The 15,644-nt window shown below is 73.6% G+C and carries 13 protein-coding genes and 1 tRNA gene; 5 read left to right on the top strand and 9 right to left on the bottom strand.

All coding sequences use genetic code 11. From position 1 onward, the window contains the following. Positions 1 to 44: 44 nt before the first annotated feature. Together CAE01nite_RS03930 and CAE01nite_RS03920 are read right to left on the bottom strand one after the other, a co-directional pair. On the bottom strand, positions 45 to 1,310 hold the full coding sequence (locus tag CAE01nite_RS03930; protein ID WP_146900253.1) for an ABC transporter substrate-binding protein: 1,266 nt from the start codon (positions 1,308 to 1,310) through the stop codon (positions 45 to 47). A 1,059-nt stretch (positions 1,311 to 2,369) separates the two neighbouring features. Next, complete coding sequence (locus CAE01nite_RS03920) at positions 2,370 to 2,849, bottom strand: SDR family NAD(P)-dependent oxidoreductase (RefSeq protein WP_186816404.1); 480 nt, start codon at positions 2,847 to 2,849, stop codon at positions 2,370 to 2,372. A gap of 1 nt (position 2,850) precedes the next feature. On the opposite strand from CAE01nite_RS03920, the gene CAE01nite_RS03915 reads away from it, so the two are divergent. Further along, a complete protein-coding gene (locus CAE01nite_RS03915; protein WP_186816403.1) occupies positions 2,851 to 3,324 on the top strand; it encodes a substrate-binding domain-containing protein in 474 nt (157 codons plus the stop codon). A 144-nt stretch (positions 3,325 to 3,468) separates the two neighbouring features. On the opposite strand, the gene CAE01nite_RS03910 is transcribed toward CAE01nite_RS03915, so the two are convergent. Further along, a tRNA-Met gene (locus CAE01nite_RS03910) sits at positions 3,469 to 3,542 on the bottom strand. Between the two features lie 91 nt (positions 3,543 to 3,633). After that, a complete protein-coding gene (locus CAE01nite_RS03905) occupies positions 3,634 to 6,657 on the bottom strand; it encodes a UPF0182 family membrane protein (RefSeq protein ID WP_146900241.1) in 3,024 nt (1,007 codons plus the stop codon). Positions 6,658 to 6,767: 110 nt separating this feature from the next. On the opposite strand from CAE01nite_RS03905, the gene CAE01nite_RS03900 reads away from it, so the two are divergent. Continuing rightward, complete coding sequence (locus CAE01nite_RS03900) at positions 6,768 to 7,388, top strand: PPA1309 family protein (protein WP_146900239.1); 621 nt, start codon at positions 6,768 to 6,770, stop codon at positions 7,386 to 7,388. Positions 7,389 to 7,426: 38 nt separating this feature from the next. Here CAE01nite_RS03900 and CAE01nite_RS03895 read toward each other — a convergent pair whose 3' ends face one another. Then, positions 7,427 to 8,581, bottom strand: a complete 1,155-nt coding sequence (locus CAE01nite_RS03895) for a YlbL family protein (RefSeq protein WP_246130991.1) — start codon at positions 8,579 to 8,581, stop codon at positions 7,427 to 7,429. 135 nt (positions 8,582 to 8,716) lie between these two features. On the opposite strand from CAE01nite_RS03895, the gene CAE01nite_RS03890 reads away from it, so the two are divergent. Further along, the gene (locus tag CAE01nite_RS03890; RefSeq protein WP_146900233.1) at positions 8,717 to 10,240 is read left to right on the top strand and encodes a zinc-dependent metalloprotease; all 1,524 of its coding nucleotides are present in this window, start codon (positions 8,717 to 8,719) and stop codon (positions 10,238 to 10,240) included. On the opposite strand, the gene CAE01nite_RS03885 is transcribed toward CAE01nite_RS03890, so the two are convergent. Beyond that, the gene (locus tag CAE01nite_RS03885; protein WP_307724968.1) at positions 10,237 to 10,869 is read right to left on the bottom strand and encodes a M48 metallopeptidase family protein; all 633 of its coding nucleotides are present in this window, start codon (positions 10,867 to 10,869) and stop codon (positions 10,237 to 10,239) included. The genes CAE01nite_RS03890 and CAE01nite_RS03885 overlap by 4 nt on opposite strands. 249 nt (positions 10,870 to 11,118) lie before the next feature. On the opposite strand from CAE01nite_RS03885, the gene CAE01nite_RS03880 reads away from it, so the two are divergent. Then, entirely contained in the window at positions 11,119 to 11,280 is a 162-nt protein-coding gene (locus CAE01nite_RS03880; protein ID WP_146900230.1) for a DUF5679 domain-containing protein, read from the top strand. Between the two features lie 213 nt (positions 11,281 to 11,493). Next, on the top strand, positions 11,494 to 12,570 hold the full coding sequence (locus CAE01nite_RS03875; RefSeq protein WP_146900228.1) for a ThiF family adenylyltransferase: 1,077 nt from the start codon (positions 11,494 to 11,496) through the stop codon (positions 12,568 to 12,570). Between the two features lie 76 nt (positions 12,571 to 12,646). Here the strand turns inward: CAE01nite_RS03875 and CAE01nite_RS03870 are convergent, their stop codons facing one another. The 3 genes from CAE01nite_RS03870 to CAE01nite_RS03865 all read right to left on the bottom strand — a co-directional run bounded on the left by CAE01nite_RS03870 (position 12,647) and on the right by CAE01nite_RS03865 (position 15,498). Next, positions 12,647 to 13,000 carry a WhiB family transcriptional regulator gene (locus CAE01nite_RS03870; RefSeq protein WP_246130990.1) on the bottom strand — a complete coding sequence of 118 codons (354 nt, stop codon included), beginning with the start codon at positions 12,998 to 13,000 and terminating at the stop codon, positions 12,647 to 12,649. Positions 13,001 to 13,145: 145 nt separating this feature from the next. After that, positions 13,146 to 13,310 (bottom strand): hypothetical protein, encoded by a 165-nt coding sequence (locus CAE01nite_RS17995; RefSeq protein ID WP_186816402.1) that lies wholly within the window; start codon positions 13,308 to 13,310, stop codon positions 13,146 to 13,148. A 193-nt stretch (positions 13,311 to 13,503) separates the two neighbouring features. Next, positions 13,504 to 15,498 carry an ATP-dependent helicase gene (locus tag CAE01nite_RS03865; protein ID WP_146900225.1) on the bottom strand — a complete coding sequence of 665 codons (1,995 nt, stop codon included), beginning with the start codon at positions 15,496 to 15,498 and terminating at the stop codon, positions 13,504 to 13,506. Positions 15,499 to 15,644: the final 146 nt, after the last annotated feature.

Below are 15,644 nucleotides of genomic sequence, written 5' to 3'. Positions count from 1 at the left end.
TCCCCGGGGAGCCCGCTGGCGGGCTCCCCGGAAGTTGGGTCGAGCTACTCGTTGATGGCGTCCTGCGCCGCGGTGATGAACTCGCTGCCGGACGTCTTGTTCAGGTACAGGCTCTGGCCGGCCGCCGAGAGACCGGACGCGACGCCGATCCAGTCGTCGGAGTAGGTGTGCGGCTCGCTGTTGCTCTCGACGTAGTCGGCGACCGTCTTGACGGTCTCCGCCTCCGGTGTGGAGAAGTACTCCGCGTCGTACGTCGAGGCCCTGGTGGGGATCTCGCCGCCGGTCGCCATCACCGCTCCGGCTTCAGCGCCGGTCATGTACTCGATGAACTTCCACGCCGCGTCCGTGTGGTCGGTGCCGGCGCCGATGCCGAGCGTCCAGCCGAGGGTCGCGCCCGTGGTGCCCCCGGAGGTGGGCTCGGGCAGTGGTCCCCACTTGATGTCCGGGTTCGCACCGGTCAGCGTGATCACGCGCTCGCTGCCCAGTACCGCCATCGCGACGGTGCCGTTGGTCAGTCCGTCGGTGACCGTCGAGTAGCTGTCCGAGACCACGCTGGTCCCCAGCCCGCCGGAGTCGCGGAGGTCCGCGAGGATCTGGCCGAACTCGTCGGCTGCCGTTCCGGCGAACTCCGCCTCGCCGTCGTCGTTCCAGATCGGCTCTCCGACCTGACTCATGAAGCAGTCGAAGAAGGTGCTGATGATGGCGGAGTTGTCCGTGTCGGAGAAGCCGGTGCCGAACCCCGTGAACCCGGCAGCGCCGGCCTTGCCGGCGACGTCGACCACGTCCTCGTAGGTGGTGGGGACCTCCGCGCCGATCTGGTCGAGGATCTTCTGGTTGTAGTAGAAGGCGCAGGTCCGGTACTCGTACGGGACCGCGACCTGCTGGCCGTCCGGCCCGACGAGGTTGCTCGGCGGCCGGAGCCAGTCGGTGATCTCCGAGGCGGCTTCCGGCAACGGCGAGTAGGCGCCGGCAGCCGCCATCTGGGGGACGGTGGGGGTGAACATCTTGAAGACGTCGGGCGCCTGGCCCGCGGCCGCCGACTGCGGCAGCCGGTTGAGCATGTCGCCGAGGGAGACCACCGACAGGTCGATCGTGATGTCCGGGTTCGCCGCCTCGAAGTTGGCGATGTTCTCCTCCAGCGCGTTCGACCTCGGGTTGTCCTGGCTCGGGTCGAGGAAGTCCCAGTAGGTCAGGGTCACCGGGCCGTCCGAGGCCGAGGGCTCGGACGACGACGAGGCCGAGCATCCGGCCAGCACTACCGCCGTTGCCGCAGCCACGGCGGTCGCGTAGCTCCATCGCTTCGTGATCATGTATCTCTCCAGTGAGATCGGTTGCTGCGATCGGTTGCTGAGATCGGTTGCAGCGTGGCAGAACCCGTGGGCGCCTGTCAACGGTCAGTCCTCTGGCCGTCGCCCCGAGCCAGGTCGTCGCCGAGGCGCTAGCCGATCCCGGAGGCGGCTGCGCGCAGCCGCCTCCGGGTGAAGTCGTCAACTTGGCGGCCGGCTTCGCCCGACACCGGGCCGAGCGAGGTCCCGACGAGGGCTCCTGGCACGTGCGTGCCAGAGGTGTCCGGGTCCGTCAGAGGTGGCACGCCCAACCGCGGGCCTGGAGCGAACAGATGGACGACGCCCAGGCGTCTGGCGCACCTCGGTGGCGGGAAGCAGGCGACAGTGCTCGGGTGAGCCCGAGGACGAGGCAGATCACGGGGACCGAGGAGGACAGCGGGGCGACGATGTCACCGAGTAGCCCGGCAGCAAGGCCCACCGGTACTCGCACGCCCCAACCGATCCGTCCCCGATCGGCCGCCACACCGACGGTGGCGACGAAGCAGACGCAGCCTACAGTGACGGCAGACCAGGCCAGGCAGCGGGCAGGCCCGTCGACGTTGCACGAGTCGATCGAGCCCGACACGACCGCCGCAGAGCCGGGAGGAGCACGCGGACCACTCGCCGCTCAGACGACGGACGGGCTCGTGATCACCGTCGAGAGGGCGGCTCAGCGCCTGGACATCGGCCGGATGATGTTCCTCGAGCTCATCCGCTCCGGTCAGACCCGGACCATCCGGATCGGTCGGCTGCGGAAGGTCCCGGTGGAGTCGCTCCGCGAGCTCGTCCGGCGACAGGGCGTGGGCGATCCGGCCCAACCACTCCGATCCCGTCGTCGGTGGTTCGACATCGCGCAGCACCTCGACGCGGCCTGCGCGTGGCCGCCCTCCGACCGCAGTCGGCTGGGCCGGTCCGCCGCCGTCTCGGCGGGCCTGGACCTCGTTCCCGCTCCGCAAGGCGCATGTCCTCTTCCATGCCCTCGAGACGTGCCGGGCCCGGGATACCGGGTACGTGTACCGCCCTGTGCCACACCCCCGGCGCTGACTACGTGAGCGCGTACCCGCCGTCGACGGCGAGGATCTGGCCCGTGATGAACCCCGCGTCCTCCGAGAGCAGGAACAGGGCAGCGCGCGCCACGTCGTCCGGGACACCGATCGCGGCCAGAGGGGTGCGATCCAGGATCCGTCGCCGGTTGGACTCGTCGGCGAGGACCGGGGCCGTCATCTCGGTCTCGATGTAGCCGGGCGCTATGCCGTTGAGACGGATCCCTTCGGCGCCGAGCTCGACAGCGAGCCCACGCAGGAGGTGCGACAGCCCGGCCTTGACGGCGCCGTAGGGCGCGATGCCGGGCACGGCACGGTTCGCGGACATCGACGAGATCGCGACGACCGACCCCGGCGTCCCGGCGGTGCCCGCGGCCAGGTGGTCGTGGAACGCGCGGATCAGCCGATACACGCTCGACAGGTTCACGTCCAGGAGTCGCTGCCAGTCGTGCTCGGCGATGTCGATCGCTGCGGTGCGCACCTTGGACACCGGCGGAGGTGACGAGGCCGAGTGGTCGAACTCCGAGAGGTCCCGCGCGGCTGCCGTCGCCGACCTCACCGGCCGCTCGAGCACCATCGAGCACGTCGGCAACTTCCAGCCGTTCGCCGCCGGCGGCTTCTCCGCAGCCGACCCTGTCCTTTCCACCGGAGCGACGGCGGCCATCGCGTTCAACGACCTCATGGCCTTGGGGCTCGTGGCCCGCTCGCGCGACCGGGGGCTGTCCGTGCTGGCAGACCCGAGCGTGACCGGGTTCGACGACGTCTTGTTCGCCGACTCAGTCTCGCCGCCCCTGACCACGATCTCCATGCCGCTCGTCCGCCTCGGGACGCAGTCGTTCGAGGTCCTTCTCGAGTACCTCACGACGGGTGTCGCACCCGATTCACCCTCCCCGCACACGGCCCAGCTCGTCGTCCGCGGATCCACCGGAGTTCCCCGGGTCCCCGGCCGAGCCTGAGCATCGTGCTCTGGCCTCGAACACCGCGGCCCCCCGTATGGGAGCCACTCCCCGAGGCGCGACCTGGTGACCGTCCGTCGACCACAACGCCAGAGGCCCTCTCGCTGTGCTGAGCGAAAGGGCCTCTGACGTCTACCTACTGTGTAGCGGGGGCAGGATTTGAACCTGCGACCTCTGGGTTATGAGCCCAGCGAGCTACCGAGCTGCTCCACCCCGCGTCGGTGATCACCACTCTACGTCACCGGGTGGGGCCGTCCAAATCGGATGACCCCACCCGGTGCGTGAGCCGCCTCACGATGGCGTCGTGAGCTACTGCCCGAGCGCCTGCTCGGCGGCGATCGCTGCGGCGATCGCGTCCTGCAGCCGCTGCTGCGCGGCGCCGTACGCCGCGAAGTCGCCGGCGGCCAGGGCCGCCTCGCCCTCGGTGTACGCGGCGTTCGCGTCGGCGAGTGCCTGGTCCAGCTGCTGCCGGGCCGTGCCTGCGTCCGGCGCCACGACCGGCGGCGTGCCGCCCGCGCTCTCCGTCGGCGTGGGCGTGGGCGTGGTGGTGGGCGCCGTGGTGGGCGTGGGCTCGGGCGTCGCGGGCGCGCCGTCCGTCCCGGCGTCCGGCGCCACCGGACCCACGTCCGTGGTGGTGCCGTCGACGTCGGCGCCCGAGTCACCGCCGAACACCTGGTCCAGCGCCTCGCCCAGGGTGTCGGCGAAGCCGATCGTGTCACCGAACGCCACGAGCACCTTGCGCAGCAGCGGGTACTGCGTCCCGCTGGAGGACTGCACGTAGACCGGCTGCACGTACATCAGGCCGCCGCCCACCGGGAGCGTGAGCAGGTTGCCGTTGAGGACGCTCGAGTCACCCTGCGCGAGCAGGTTCAGCTCACGCGAGACGTCCGGGTCGGACCGGAACTGGTTCTGCACCTGCCCGGGTCCGGCGACCGTGGAGTTGCGGGGCAGCTCCAGGAGCCGGAGCTTGCCGTAGCCCTCGGCCTTCTGCCCGGCCTGGTCGCCGGCCTCGGCGTCGGCCGCGAGAAATCCCGTGAGGACCTCACGGGTCCCACCGAACGGGATGAACGTCGAGGTCAGCGAGAACGACGACTCCTCCTGCCCCGGCATCTGCAGGGTCAGGTAGTAGGGCGGCTGCGCGACCGGGGCGTTGGACGTCGGGTCGTTCGGGGACGTCCAGAAGTCCTGGCCGGAGAAGAACTCGCCGGCGTCCTCGACGTGGTACTCGGCGAGGAGCGTCCGCTGCACCTTGAACAGGTCCTCGGGGTAGCGGATGTGGCTCATGAGCTCACCGCTGATCTCGGCCAGCGGCTGCACCGTGTTGGGGAAGATCCCCGTCCAGGCCTGGAGCAGCGGGTCCTCGGTGTCCCACGCGTAGAGCGTCACGTCACCCGTGTACGCGTCGACCGTCGCCTTGACCGAGTTGCGGATGTAGTTCGCGCGCTGCGGCTGCAGCTCGACGACGGCACCCCCGCGGGCGGTCAGCGAGTCCGCCGTCGCGTCCTCCAGCTGCTCGGACGCCGAGTACGGGTACGCGTCCGTGGTGGTGTAGCCGTCCACGATCCACACCACACGGCCGTCGACCACCGCGGGGTACACGCGGCCGTCGATCGTCAGGTACGGGGCGACCTTCTCCACCCGCTGGCGGGGGTCGCGGTCGTAGAGGATCTGCGACTCGTCGGTGACCCGCTCGGAGAACAGCAGCTGCTGGTCGCCGAACTTCAGCGCGTAGAGCATCTTGTTGAGCAGGTTGCCCACGCTCGGGCCGGCGTCGAACTCGTCGGTCGGGTAGGTCGTGTTGACCTGGCCACCGGCTTCGTCGTCGGGGTAGTCCAGCTCCCAGGGCTCGGCGTCGTCGGGGGCGCCGACGATGGAGTAGGTCGGCGACTCCTGACCGAAGTAGATGCGCGGCTGGTACTCGCCCAGCTCCCCGACCGGCGGGATGCCCCCCTCGTAGAACGCGGGCTGACCCTCCTCGCTCGTGGTGTTGCCGTACGCGGCGACCACGCCGAAGCCGTGCGTGTACACGGTGTGGTCGTTGACCCAGTTCCGCTGCCCGGCACCCAGGCCGCCGAGGTCGAGCTCGCGGACGGCGATCACGGTGTCGCGGCTCTCGCCCCCGACGTCGTAGCGGTCGACCGAGAGGGTGTTCTGGAAGGAGTAGTACTGCTTGTTCTGCTGCAGCTGGCGGAACGACGGGCTGACGATCGTCGGGTCGAGCAGCCGGATGCTGGCGGCCGTCTCGGCGTCCTCGCGCAGGGCGCCGGGCGAGGCGTCGGTCGTCGCGGAGTACGGGGTGACCTCGACGTCGTCCAGCCCGAACGCCGTCTTGGTGGCGTCGATGTTGCGCTGGATGTACTCGGCCTCGAGGGTCTGGGCGTTCGGCTCGACCCGGAACTGCTGGACGACGGCGGGGTAGATGCCGCCGATCGCGACCGCCGCGACGATCATCAGACCAACGCCGATCGCCGGGAAGCGCCAGTTGCCGCGCACCGCGGTCGCCAGGAACACCAGCGCGACCACGACGGCGATCGCCGCGAGGATCGCCTTGGACGGGATGACGGCGTTGACGTCGGAGTAGGACGCGCCCTGGAACCGGTCGCCGGTCCGGGTGAGCAGGGAGTACCGGTCCAGCCAGTAGTTGGCCGCGATGAGCAGCAGCAGCAGCGCCGCGAGCACCGAGACCTGGATCCGGGCGGCCCGCGTGGTGTGCGGCCCCGTGCCGCCCACCCGCAGCCCGCCGTACAGGTACTGGGTCGCGATGGCGCCGATGGCGCTCAGCACGACGACCGCCATGAGGAACGAGACGACGAAGCGCAGGCCGGGCAGCGTGAACACGAAGAACGACAGGTCGATGCCGTACTGCGGGTCGCGGCGCCCGAACGGCACGCCGTTGAGCCAGAGCTGGACGGTCGACCACTGCTGGGACGCCGCAGCGCCGGCGAAGAAGCCGAGCAGCGCCGGGCCGGCCACCATGACGACCTTGCGCAGCGGCTCGACGGCCTCGCGGTACTGGTCGAGGCTCGCCTGCTCCGGGGTGGTCGGGGCGTAGACCGGGCGCGAGCTGTAGGCCAGCCGCAGGGCGAGCGCCACCGCGCCGCCCATCACGAGGAACCCGGCGACGAAGAGCAGCGCCCGGGTCACCCACTCGGTGCGCAGCACCCCGAGGAACCCGAGCTGGTCGTACCAGAGGACCTCGGTCCAGATCTGCGCGAGGAACAGCAGCAGGACGGCGAGCACGGCCAGCACGACGAGGGTCGGCACGAGGGGGCCGCGGCGGCGGCGGGCGCTGGGTGGCCCGGTGGGCCGGCGGGGTGGTGCGGTGAAGCTCACGGCGTGGGGGTCCTGATCGTCGTCGGTCGCGGGGCCGGTCTTCGCACCCGTCAGCGGGTGAACGGCTGCACCCGGGCCCAGGTTCCCACACGGGTGCGACGATGAGGCACATGACCGAACGGACCGTCCCCTCCGCCGAACCCGCAGACCGGCCCGCCGACGCGCCCGCCGACCAGCCGCCCGTGACGACGTTCCTGGCCCCCGCGCAGCACTCCCTCGCGGAGGCGGTGCACGAGATCGAGCGGCACGTCGCGTCCGCCGGGTGGGACGGCCCGGTCCGGGTGTTCGCACTGGTGCGGACGGCGGCCGCCCTGGACGCCTCCCCCGAGCTCGCCGGTCAGCTCCCGGCCGACGTGGTCGCGGCGGCCCGCGCGGACGGCACGCACCTGACGTCGGTCGAGCAGGAGGACCTGCCCCCGGCCGGTGACCTCGAGGAGCTGCTGGGCGGGATCACCTGGCCGCCCACGGTGGACGGCGCCGCCGTCGTGGTCGAGCGCATCATCCTGCCGCCGGCCGCGGAGGAGGGGATGCCCGCGGACGACGACGCCGCCCTCGCCTACCTCATGTCCCACCCGGACCGGCAGGACGTGCGCATCGCCGTCGGCGCCCTGCGCACCGGCGAGTCGTGGTCGGCCCTGCGCACCCGCGCCAACGACACCCACGACGACGTCGCCAAGGGGCCGGACCTCGTCCCTGGTCTGGTCGAGGCGCTGCGCGCGACGTTCGGCTGAGGTCCCGCCGCCTCAGCCGGCGGTGCAGGTCGGCCGCCTCAGCCGGCGGTGCAGGTCGGCAGGGCGTCGCCGTCCCCGGCTCCGATCGCCTCGATGGCGGCGCGTCCCTCGGCGAGGGTCGCCACCCGGACCACCCGCAGGCCGTCCGGCACGTGGCCGACGACCGCGTCGCAGTTGCCGGCGGGGGCCAGGAACCAGTCCGCCCCGTCACGCCGTGCCCCCAGCAGCTTCTGCTGGATCCCGCCGATCGGGCCGACCGACCCGTCCACGTCCATCGTCCCGGTGCCGGCGACCACCTCGCCGTCGACCTCGTCCTGCGGCGTGAGCCGGTCGACGATCCCGAGGGCGAACATGAGCCCGGCGCTCGGGCCGCCGATGTCCTCGATCCGGATCGTGACGTCGACGGGCAGGTCGAACTGCGGGTCGATGAACACGCCGAGCTGCGTGCCGCCGCCCTCGCGCTCGCCGGTCACGACCTCCACGTCCAGCGGGTCCCCGTCGCGCCGGAGCCCCAGGCGCACGGTCGCCCCCGGCTCCGTCGCGTCCAGCGCCTCGACGAGCTGGGTGTACGACGTCACCGAGGCCCCCTCGAAGGTGAGCACGACGTCGTCCTCCTCCAGCACGCCCTCCGCGCCCGTGCCCTCCACCGTGCCGGCGACGAGCAGATCGGCCGGGACGTCGTAGCCGAGCTCCTCGAGCGCGGCGACCGTCGCGCTCTCCTGCGACGACGTCATCTCGGCCTGGTTGCGCTCGTCCAGCTGGTCCTGCGTGACGTCCGGCGGGAAGACCACCTCCACCGGCCGCGCGGTGCGCTCCCCCGAGATCCAGGCGGCGACGGCCTGCGGGACCGTGATGGGGAAGCCCGGTCCCCCGGCGACGGACACGGTGGTGAGCCGGAGCTCGCCGGTGGAGGGATAGGTCTGCGTGCCGTCCACCTCGATCAGCGGCACGCCGTCGTGCTCCCCGAGGGTGTCGCGCGTCGGGCCGGGCGAGCTCACCGCGTAGGGCACCCGGAGGAAGACCATCGCGGTCAGCAGCAGCAGGGTCACCAGCAGGGACGCGCTCGTCGTGACCGAGCGCGGTCCGAGCGGGGCGGCCTCCCCGAGGGGCCGGGCCGCGGCCTCTGGGCCGTGACCGTCCGGGACGAGAGCGGGCTCCGCGACGTCCGGCGGGGCGTTGGTGGGCTCGGGCACGTCCCGATCATCCCTCACGGCCGGGCCGGTGCGCCGTGAGCGAACCGGCCGGGGTGGCGGGGGCGGCGCCTGGCCGCGCGGCGCACGCATGTGGTTACCGTGGAGCGTCCGCCGCCATCACCTCCGGAGGCCCCGATGACCAGCGAACCCCCCGCCGCACCGGGCGGTGGCCAGCCCCCGCAGTGGGAAGAGCTCCTGCGGTCGATGTTCGGCGAGGACGCGGACGAGGCGCTGCGCGAGCTGCGCGCCCGCGGCATGGACCCCGCCTCGATGGCGGCCGCCGCAGGTCTGCCGAGCGACCCGCAGACCCTGGGGCACGTGCTCGCGCAGGTGCAGCGGATGCTCGCCGCGTCCGGGGACGGGCCCGTGAACTGGGACGTCGCGCACGACGTGGCCCGCCAGGCCGCCGTCGCCGAGGGTGACCCGTCGCTGACCCGTTCCCAGGTCCGCGCCGCGACCGAGGCGCTGTCGGTGGCCGAGCTGTGGCTGGACGCAGCGACCGACCTTCCCCCGTCGGGCGGCGGGTCCCGGGCGTGGAGCCGCTCGGAGTGGGTCGAGCACACGCTCCCGACCTGGCGGCTGCTCGCGGAGCCGGTGGCGGGCTCCCTGGCGGACGCGCTGGCCAGCGCGCTCGGCAGCCAGCTGCCGGAGGGCCTGACGGGGCCCGGCGACGGCGTCGGGTTCGCCGGGATCCCCGGCATGGCGGGCCTCCCCGGCATGCCGGGCGCCGGCCTGGACCCGCTGCAGCTGCTGCGCCAGCTCGGGTCGGCGGTGTTCGGCATGCAGGTCGGCCAGGCGGCGGGGGCGCTGTCCCGCGAGGTGTTCGGCGCGACAGACCTCGGTCTGCCGCTGCTCCGGGAGCCCGCGACCGTGCTGCTGCCGACGAACGTCGCCGAGTTCGCCGACGGCCTGGACGCCCCGGTCGAGGAGGTCCGGCTGTTCCTCGCGCTGCGCGAGGCGGCGCACGCACGGCTGTTCACGCACGTCACGTGGCTGCGCGGGCACCTGCTCGGCATCGTCGACGCGTACGCGCGCGGCATCACGATCGACGTCGACAGCCTCGAGGACGCGGTGCGGTCGATCGACCCCACGGACCCGGCCGCCCTGCAGGCGGCGCTGTCCGGCGGGGTGTTCGCCCCGCACAGCACCCCGGCTCAGGAGGCGGCGCTCTCCCGGCTGGAGACCGCGCTCGCGCTCGTCGAGGGCTGGGTCGACGAGGTCACCACGACCGCCGCGCTCCCCCACCTGCCGCACGCCGTCGCGCTGCGCGAGATGATCCAGCGCCGCCGCGCGGCCGGGGGTCCGGCCGAGCAGACGTTCGCCACGCTCGTCGGGCTCGAGCTGCGCCCGCGCCGCTCCCGTGACGCCGCGGCGCTGTGGGCGCAGATCGCGCGGGCCGGCGGACCCGGCGCCCGGGACGCCGTCTGGGACCACCCGGACCTGCTGCCCACCGCCCAGGACCTCGACGACCCGTCCGGCTACGCGGCCCGGCGCGCGGAGAGCGAGGACGCGCACGCCGACGTCGACCGGGCCCTGGACGAGATCTTCGGCCGGGCGCCGGGGTCGGGGCCGGAGGGCGACGGCGGGACCGGGGATGGGACAGGGACCGGGGACGGCACGGACGACACCGGCGGCGCCGCGCCGGGGACGGTGCGCTAGAGGTCCTCGTCCGCGAGGTCGTCCCGGGCGACGACGTCGTCCCCGTCCAGGTCGTCGCCGTCCGTGTCGTCGTCGTCCGGGTGGCCGTCGTCCCGGGCGGCGTCGTCCGGGCGGGCACCGCCGCGCTCCTCGCCGAACGACACCCCCTCCAGGAACCCGCGGGCGCGCTCCGTGCGCGGGTACGCGCTCAGGAGCGCCCAGAACTCGGCACCGTGCCCCGGCTGGAGCAGGTGCGCGAGCTCGTGCAGCAGCACGTAGTCCAGGACGAAGCTCGGCATGCCGCGCACGCGCGTGGAGATCCGGATGGTGCCGTCGACCGGGGTGCACGACCCCCACCGGCGGCCCTGCTTGCTGGACCAGGTCACGCTCGTGGGCGAGGCGGTCCCCCCCAGGTAGCGGGCGGACAGCTCCGCCGCGCGGGTGGCCAGCTGCTCGTCGGACGGCCGACGGCGGCGCTCCTGCGCGGCCAGCCGCGTCACCATCCGGTGCACCCACTCGCGCTCCTGGGCGCGCGTGAATCGCGCCGGGATCGACACCACGGTGGTGTCGCCGTCGCGGAAGGCGGTCACGGTCCGGACCCGCTTGCGGCTCCGGCGCACCTCGATGGGTCCGGGCGGGTTCTGCTGCACGCCCTGACGCTAACCGCCCCGCCGGACAGGGCGTGGCAGATCACCCCCGGTGTCCCCCGGGTGGCTGCAGACGAAGTCACCCGTGCGTGCATGGCCGCCCGCCGCCACGCGGCGCCGGCGTGCGTGCCGAGCAGGACCGGCCACTACTGTGTCCGTGCACGGCAGTGCGGCCGACCGGCCGCTGCGACCTTGCCGCCGACCGCCGGACGTGCGCGACGGCGAGCACAGACATCGAACGGAGAGTCATCCATGGCTGACGAGACCTACAAGGGCGAGTTCTACTGCGTGAAGTGCAAGGAGAAGCGCGAGACCGAGGGCAACGTCGTCGTCTCCGAGTCCGGCCGCAAGATGGCCAAGGGCATCTGCCCGGTGTGCGGCACCAAGCTGAACCGGATCCTCGGCAAGGCCTGACGCCCCACCGCACGCCGCTCGAGGGGCGGCCCGCGCGCCACACGGCGCAGCGGGCCGCCCCTCGGCATGTCCGGCCACGGACCCGACAGGCCGGCGTCCTCCCGTTCCTGTGGACGACGGAGCGCGGTGCCGCGCGGGTGCCAGGCTGGCGGAGGTCACGTGCGCACGTGCGGGTGACCGCTGTGTCGGCCGGCGGTGCTGGAGGTGGTGGCGGTGCGGCTGCGTCCCGGGCTGCGCGTGCTGCGGCGCGCCACCGACGAGGTGCAGATCGGCACCGACCCGCGCTGGGCGGTGCGGCTGACCGGTCTGACGGTGCCGGAGGTGCGGGCCCTGACGGCGCTCGACGGCGGTGGCGTCCTGCCCCGCATGGAGCGCCTGACCGCACGGGTCGACGAGGACGGCCGTCCCTGCGACGCCGTGGTGGACCTGCTCCGCCAGGCCGGCCTGGTGCTCGACGCCGCACCGCAGCGCTCGGCCGCCTCCGTCCCGCCGCTGCCCTCCGGTGCGCTCGCCGACGCCGCGGCCTGGTCGCTGGTCCTCGACGACCACGACGGCGGGGGCGGCGCGCTGGTGCGTGCCCGCGCAGACCGGGTGGTGGGGTTCCTCGGCGCCGGACGGCTCGCGCTGACCGCGGCGACGACGCTCGCCTCCGCGGGCGTGGGCACCGTGCTGCTCGACGACCCGTCCCCGGTCACCACCCGCGACCTGGGCGCCGGGGGGCTCAGCGCCCGGGACGTCGGCTCACCGCGGGCCGAGGCGGCCGCGCGTCTGCTGCGGGACCTGGTGCCGGAGGTCCGCACGTCCGCGGCGGAGCGGACCCGGCCCGACGTCGTGGTCAGCGTGGAGCACGCCGTCGCCGACGCGGCCCGCGCGCGGGCGATGATGGCCGCCGAGGTCGTCCACCTGTCGGTGGTCGTCCGGGAGGGCGACGTCCTGGTCGGCCCGCTGGTCCGGCCCGGCAGCTCCCCGTGCCTGCGCTGCCTGGACCTGCACCGGACCGCGGCCGACCCGGCCTGGCCGGTCGTCGCTGCTCAGCTCGCCGCGTCGCCGCGGCAGCGCGCGGTGGCCGAGGAGTCCGTGCTCGCCGTCGTCGGCGGAGGGCTGGCGGCCGCCGCCGTGCTCGCCCAGCTCGACGGCCGGCCTCCCGCGGTCGTCGCGGCGAGCCTGGAGATCGCCCTGCCCGACGTCGTCCCGCGCCTGCGCCGGTGGCCGGTGCACCCGGACTGCGGGTGCACCGGCCTGCCGGCTGCGGGGGTGGGCCGGCCGGCGGCCGGACCGACGGGGTCCTGACCGTCCACGGGCCGTCCGGGGCGCGACCGTCCGCGGGCCGTGCGCCGTCGGGGCCGACCGGGACGGCGTCCGGCCGTCAGGCGGTCGCCGCGGCGTCCTTGCGCGGACGACCCCGCCCCCGCTTGGTCGCCACGACCGTGCCGCCGACGAACACCTCGCCGCCCCAGACGCCCCACGGCTCCTCGCGCTCGAGAGCCCCCGCGAGGCAGGAGGCGATCAGCGGGCAGTCCCGGCACAGCGCCTTGGCTCGCTCCACCCGCGCGGTCTGCTCGGCGAACCACAGCTCGGGGTCGTTGTTCCGGCACGGGACGAGTCCGGCCACCACCTGGTCGAAGTCCCGACGGTCGTCCGCGAGCTCGACGGTGGTCGCCGACGGCCAGGGTCCCGACCCGCCCTGGTTCACGCTCTCGAGCAGCATGCTGCGCCGCACGATGTCCTCCTGGTGTCCGAGCTGTCCTACGCGATGGGTGATGCGGTCCGGCGTGGGATCCGCGGCCCCATCCCGAGAGCTCGGGACAAAGAGAAAGGCCGCGGTCCTGGTGGGGACTCCGCGGCCTGGGCGTGATGATCGGCTGTCAGATCATCGTGTTCCAGGGACACGCGGGGTCACGGGCGAACGGGAAGCCGTCGATGGACACAGCTCCGCCCCGGAGACCGTCCGGGGTGGGCGCGATCGTGTACCGACGGCGCGACTGGGTCGCCGGACGGGTGACGTCGACGTGGGTGTTCATGGTGTTCATGACGGCACCTCCTCACGGTGACCGGCTCCGCGCGTGTGACGCGGATCTCTCTCAGGGACGGGGTCCACCGTAGGGGTGCTCCCAGGACGCACACAAGGGTATTTACCCGCGGGTCGCAGCGATCGCGTCGCCGCAGGTCAGCGGCATGTCGGAGGCGGTCGCACCGGGGCCGCCACCGGAGTGCGGAGGCCGGTCAGGGCCGGCCCGGAACGCTCTCGGAGACCAGCGCGAGCAGGGCGGGTCCGTACGCGTCGAGCTTCATCGGGCCGATGCCGTTGACCCGCGCCAGGTCCGCCATGGACGCCGGCCGCATCTCCGCGATCGCGGCGAGCTCGGAGTCGCGCAGCACGGTGTACGCGGGCTTGTCGGTCTGAGTCGCGACCCGGGCGCGCCAGTCCTTGAGCCGCTGGTAGAGGCCCTCGTCGTACTCGCCGATGAGCACGGGGCGCGCCGTCGCGGTCCCCACCGAGCGCCGGCGGCCGTCCTCGGGCCACAGCCCGTCCAGGAAGCGCGACCGTCGACGGGACGCCCGTCCGCCGGGGGTGCGCGAGCGCGCGAACGACAGCTCGAGGTGCTCCCGGGCCCGGGTCACCCCGACGTAGAGCAGCCGGCGCTCCTCGGCCACCGCCTCGTCGGTCTCCGCGAGCGAGATGGGCATGAGGCCCTCGCTCATCCCGGCGAGGAACACCGCGTCCCACTCCAGGCCCTTGGCGGCGTGCAGCGAGGCGAGCGTGACGCCCTCCACCGTCGGTGCGTGCTGGGCGGCCGCGCGCTCGTCCAGCTCGGCGAGCAGGTCCGCGAAGGACGCCCCGCCGCGGGACGCGAGGTCGTCGGCGAGGCCCACCAGGGCCTGCATGGACTCCCACCGCTCGCGGGCCGCACCCCGGGCCGCGGGCGGGTCGGGCGCCCACCCGGCCGAGAGCAGGACGTCACGCACGACCTCCGGCATGGGCGCGTCGGCGTCGGCCGAGCGCCCCGCGCCGCGCAGCAGGACGATCGCGTCGCGCACCTCGCGCCGCGCGAAGAACCGCTCACCGCCCCGCACGAGGTAGCCGATCCCCGCTGCGGCGAGGGCCTGCTCGAACGCCTCGGACTGCGCGTTGGTCCGGTAGAGCACCGCGATCTCGCTGGCGCGCGTGCCGGACCTGACCAGCCGGGCGATCCGCGCCGCGATGCCGGTGGCCTCGGACTCGTCGTCGTCGTAGGCGGTGAACGCGACCGGCGGGCCGGCCGGACGCTGCGCGACCAGCTCCAGGGCCGTCGTCGAGCGCCGGCCGCGCTGGGCGATGAGCCGGTTCGCCAGGCCCACCACCTGCGGCGTCGAGCGGTAGTCGCGGACCAGGCGGACGACCTGGGCGCCGGGGTGCGCGGTCGGGAAGGTCAGCAGGTGGTGGGGCGTGGCACCGGTGAAGGAGTAGATGGTCTGGCTCGGGTCGCCGACCACGCACAGCTCGTCCCGGCCACCGAGCCACTGGTCGAGGAGGAACTGCTGCAGCGGGGACACGTCCTGGTACTCGTCGACGACGAAGTGCCGGTACTGGCCGCGGACCGTCTCCGCGACGTCGCCGCGGGTGCCGAGCATGTCGGCCAGCATGAGCAGGACGTCCTCGAAGTCGATGACCCCGCGGTCGGTCTTGACGTCCTCGTACGTCGTCAGGAGCCGGGCGACGGTGTGCCGGTCGAAGCCCGACGGTGCCGGCCGATCGATGGCCGCGGTCGCGCGCGGGTAGTCGTCCGGCGTGACCAGGGAGACCTTGGCCCACTCCACCTCGCCGGCGAGGTCACGGATCGCGATCCGGTCGACCGACAGCGACAGCCGCCCGGCGGCATCGGCGACGGCGGGCGCCTTGTGCTCCAGGATCCGCGGCGGCGCCCCGCCGACGACCTTGGGCCAGAAGTAGCCGAGCTGGCGCAGCGCCGCGGCGTGGAAGGTCCGGGCCTGCACGCCGGCGACGCCGAGCTCGCGCAGCCGGGTGCGCATCTCCCCCGCGGCGCGGGCGGTGAAGGTGACCGCGAGCACGGTGGTGGGCGTGTAGACCCCGGTCCGCACGCCGTAGGCGATGCGGTGCGTGATGGCACGGGTCTTGCCGGTGCCCGCGCCGGCGAGCACGCAGACGGGACCGCGCAGCGCCAGGGCGACGGCGCGCTGCTCCGGGTCGAGGGCCTCGAGGATCTGGTCGGCTGACATCACCTCGATCCTCCCAGCCCGCACCCACACGTCCCGCCGGTGCACCGCCGGTGGGGACAGGAGCGGCCCGGGAAGGAACTTCCCCTCGTCGTCGTTGTGGGAGCGCGACCGTGGAGCGATCCGCGGCCGCGCACCGATGTCGCACC

This window comes from Cellulomonas aerilata (assembly GCF_007991755.1).
Taxonomy (GTDB): Bacteria; Actinomycetota; Actinomycetes; order Actinomycetales; family Cellulomonadaceae; genus Pengzhenrongella; species Pengzhenrongella aerilata.
This window is presented reverse-complemented; position numbering and strand designations above follow the sequence as displayed.